This window comes from Ferrimonas kyonanensis DSM 18153, assembly GCF_000425405.1.
Taxonomy (GTDB): domain Bacteria; phylum Pseudomonadota; class Gammaproteobacteria; order Enterobacterales; family Shewanellaceae; genus Ferrimonas; species Ferrimonas kyonanensis.
The window spans coordinates 19,867-23,868 of record NZ_KE384373.1 but is presented as its reverse complement, the minus strand read 5'-3'; the positions used below and the strand labels follow the sequence as shown (position 1 = coordinate 23,868).

Genomic DNA, 4,002 nt, shown 5'->3' with positions numbered 1-4,002 from the left:
AACGGCTGGTTGGTTATTGGGTTTGTTTGGCGACTACACAATAACCTTTCCAGCCGTTCTCGTATCTAGTTCCCGCTAATCTGCGAAGAACCAAACTAAAGCCACTGGGCCCTTGCGCTGGCAAGGGCGACAGTGCGAGTTGGCGGGGTGTGCGGTAGCCCAGTTGTTACTGTGGTTTCCGTAAAGCTCGGTGCAGCAGGTTCCCCTCGCACTTTAATCACCCCTCCGTCATGCTCGCGCACGCGGGTACCCAGTGTCTGTGCCTTTCGTCATTTCTGCGCAGGCGAGAATTCAACGTCTTTCTCAAGGTTAAAACCAAAGTCACTGGGCCCTCGCGTTCGCAAGGGCGACAGTGCGAGTTGGCGTGGTGTGCGGTAGTCCAGTTGTTACTGTGGTTTCCGCAAAGCTCGGTGCAGCAGGTTCCTCTCGCACTTTAAACCCCCCTCCGTCGTGCCCGCGCACGCGGGTACCCAGTGTCTGTGCCTTTGGTCATTTTTGCGCAGGCGAGAATTCAGCGTCTTTCTCAAGGTTAAAACTAAAGTCACTGGGTCCTGGCGTTGGCAAGGGCGACAGTGCGAGTTGGCTGGGTGTGCGGTAGTCCAGTTGTTACTGTGGTTTCCGCAAAGCTCGGTGCAGCAGGTTCCCCTCGCACTTTAAACCCCCCTCCGTCGTGCCCGCGCATGCGGGTAGCCAGTGTCTTTCGCCCGCAGAAGCAGGGAGGACAGCTCATCGCCCTTGTGCGGCAACATCGCTGAGTGGTGTCAGGTGGAGCTGGCGGCAATCATGCCATACAATAACGCCGTGGCAGACCACGGCGTTATTGTTCTGAGGAGGGGTTATTCTTCGGGGTAGACCTTCTCTTTAAACTCACACAGGTCTTCGATGATGCAGCTGCCACAACGAGGCTTTCTGGCCAGGCAGGTATAGCGCCCGTGCAGAATCAGCCAGTGGTGAACGTCCACCTTAAACTCACTGGGAACCACTTTCAGCAGTTTTTGTTCTACCTGGTCAACGTTTTTACCCATGGCGAACTTGGTGCGGTTCGATACCCGGTAGATGTGGGTATCCACTGCGATGGTGGGCCAACCGAAGGCGGTGTTTAACACTACGTTGGCGGTTTTTCTGCCGACGCCGGGTAGCGCTTCCAGAGCGGCCCGATCCTCGGGGACTTCGCCGCCATGCAGGTCGACCAGCATCTGAGCCGCCTTGATGACGTTTTCCGCCTTGGTGTTAAACAGGCCGATGGTCTTGATGTAGTCCTTGATCCCTTCAGCGCCGAGATCCAACATCGCCTGCGGAGTATTGGCTACCGGAAACAGCTTACGGGTGGCCTTGTTGACACTGACGTCGGTGGCCTGAGCCGACAGGGCGACGGCGACCAGCAATTCGTAAGGGGTGGAGAACTCCAGTTCTGTGGTCGGGTGCGGATCGTTGTCACGCAGCCGAGTCAGGATCTGTAGCCGTTTTTCGTTATTCATGGTGTTGTGCGTTCCGTGTCATTAACCGGCCGGGCTTATTGTTAGTTGGTTACCCGGGCTCGTTCAATCTTAACTGTTTCTTTTTTATTGGCAAAGGCAGCTTCGACCTTGTCGTTCATGGCATTTTTGGCGGCGATTAGCAGGCCCATGGCGATAAACGCACCCGGTGGCAACAAGGCCAACAGGAACGGGCTGTCCACCTGCCACAGTTCGATGCGCAGTGCCGTGGCCCAGTCTCCCAGTAACAGGTCGGCGCCATCAAACAGGGTACCCTGGCCGAGAACTTCACGGATACCGCCTAACAGGCTGAGCACAATCAGGAAGCCGGTCGACATCATAAAGCCATCAAAGGCAGCATGGGCAACGGAGTGTTTCGAGGCAAAGGCCTCGGCCCGGCCAATGATGACGCAGTTGGTGACGATCAGCGGCAGGAAGATTCCCAGAGACAGGTACAGGCCATACGCGTAGGCATTGACCAGCAGTTGTACGCAGGTCACCAAAGCGGCAATGATCATCACATAGATGGGGATGCGCACTTCACCCGGAATGCTGCTGCGCAGCAGAGACACCAGTACGTTGGAGCACACCAGTACTACCATGGTCGCCAAACCCAGGCCAATGGCATTCGTCAGAGTGTTACTGACGGCCAGAAGTGGGCACAGTCCCAGCAGTTGCACCAGGCCAGGGTTACTCTTCCACAGCCCTTGCCAGGCAATCTCTTTCATTTGACTCATGACTTGTCTCCACATTGTGGTGCCGTGGTGATCTCGTGCTTAAACCGTTTAATGTAGTTCAGGCCGTTGCGCACCGCTTTGGTGTAGGCCCGCGGTGTGATGGTGGCGCCGGTAAACTGATCAAAGTCGCCGCCGTCCTTCTTAACGCCGATGCGTTTGTCGTCTTCATCGATCAGGTGATAACCGTTGAAACTCAAGACCCAGTCAGATTTTCGGGTTTCAATGCTGTCGCCCAGCCCAGGGGTTTCCTTATGGCTGAGGGTGCGAACGCCCAGAATCTTTTCGTCCCAACTAACGCCGATGATCAGATTGATGTCGCCGTTGTAACCGTCTGGGGCGGTGGTTTCCAGTGCCATAGCGACCGGCAACCCCTCTTTAATCGCCACGAACGCCCGTTGAGGTTTAGTGGTGCCCAGGTACTGTTCGTTGGTCACCAGATGACAGCTTTCATGAAGAGGCAGATCGTAGCTGTCATTGGGCAGGATCTGGTGCAGAGTTTTCAATAACTCCTGCTGCTGCTGTTCGTAGATGCGTTCTTTGGTGAGCTGATGAGTCACCGCCACCACAGCGGTGGCCGCCATGCCGAACAGCGCCAGAATTAAGCCATTTCGTTTCATTGAGGCCAGCATTATTCGCTCCCGTGACCGTATGTGCGTGGGCGGGTGTAATAGTCGATCATTGGCGCGCACATGTTGGCCAGTAGAACGGCAAAGGCGAAGGCGTCCGGGTAGCCGCCAAAGCTGCGGATCAGGTACACCAATAGGCCAATCAGGGCGCCAAAAATTAACCGTCCTCGAGTACTGGTTGCGGCGGTAACTGGATCAGTGGCGATGAAGAAGGCGCCAAACATTGCCGCGCCGGAGAACCAGTGGAACACCAGTCCGCCGGTACCGTCCGGGTGCAGCATGGTGCCCATAAAGGCCGACAGGCCCAGCGCCGCGAGAACGGCCACGGGAATGTGCCAGCGAATCACTTTCAATTTCAGCATCATCAGTCCGCCGAGCAGAAAACCGGCGTTGACCCAGGCCCAACCGACGCCAAAGCTGCCATCAAAAATGGGTTTGGCGAAGCTCTCACCAGCAGTCAGACCGAGAGTGAGATCGGTCTTTAGGGTATCCAGTGGCGTGGCCATGGTGACCCCATCGATGCCCAAAGACAGTTGCGACATCGATAGCCCCAGATGGTTGCTGCCCAGAAAGATCATCTCCAGCACGGAAGGGAGATCCAGAGCGTTGGCCGCCAGCGCCTGTGGAGGCAGCCAGGCGGTCATCTGAACCGGGAAGGAGATCAGCAGGGCGACGTAGGCCACCATGGCCGGGTTAAACAGGTTTTGTCCAAGGCCGCCGTACAGTTGTTTGGCGACGACGATGGCAAAAAAGGCACCCAATGCAACAATCCACCAAGGGGCCAGTGGTGGCATACAGATGCCGATCAGCACGGCGGTCACCAGCGCGGAGTAGTCTCCCAGGGCGGCCATGACCGGCCGGCGCCGCAGTTTGACAAACAGGGCTTCGGCGCTCAGTGCCACCACTACGGCGATGGCGATTTGAATCAGGTTGCCCCAACCAAAGAAATACCACTGGGCGGCTATGCCGGGCAGGGCACATAGGGCGACGCGTTGCATCACCTGACTGGTTTTGGTGTGCGTGGTCGCGTGGGGTGAGGAGGCAATCTTAAAGGCCATGTATCACTACTCGTCTGATGATTTGCTGGCAGCATCACGCTGCGCTTGTTGTTTGGCTTTTGCCTTGGCGATGGCGCGGGCAATGGCGGCTTTTTTCGGGTCGGCC

General features: G+C 56.8%; 4 protein-coding genes. All 4 read right to left on the bottom strand.

From position 1 onward, the window contains the following. Positions 1-836 precede the first annotated feature (836 nt). From nth to rsxD, 4 genes are read right to left on the bottom strand one after another with little or no spacing between them, the layout of a single operon-like run. Positions 837-1,478 (bottom strand): endonuclease III, encoded by a 642-nt coding sequence (gene nth, locus H598_RS0122845; protein ID WP_028115078.1) that lies wholly within the window; start codon positions 1,476-1,478, stop codon positions 837-839. Between the two features lie 41 nt (positions 1,479-1,519). Then, a complete protein-coding gene (locus H598_RS0122840; protein WP_028115077.1) occupies positions 1,520-2,212 on the bottom strand; it encodes an electron transport complex subunit E in 693 nt (230 codons plus the stop codon). Next, complete coding sequence (rsxG, locus tag H598_RS0122835; RefSeq protein WP_028115076.1) at positions 2,209-2,841, bottom strand: electron transport complex subunit RsxG; 633 nt, start codon at positions 2,839-2,841, stop codon at positions 2,209-2,211. The genes H598_RS0122840 and rsxG overlap by 4 nt, the downstream gene beginning before the upstream one ends. After that, positions 2,841-3,896: an electron transport complex subunit RsxD gene (gene rsxD, locus H598_RS0122830; protein ID WP_028115075.1), complete on the bottom strand. Its 1,056-nt coding sequence runs from the start codon at positions 3,894-3,896 to the stop codon at positions 2,841-2,843. Before rsxD ends, rsxG begins: the two co-directional genes overlap by 1 nt. Positions 3,897-4,002 lie beyond the last annotated feature (106 nt).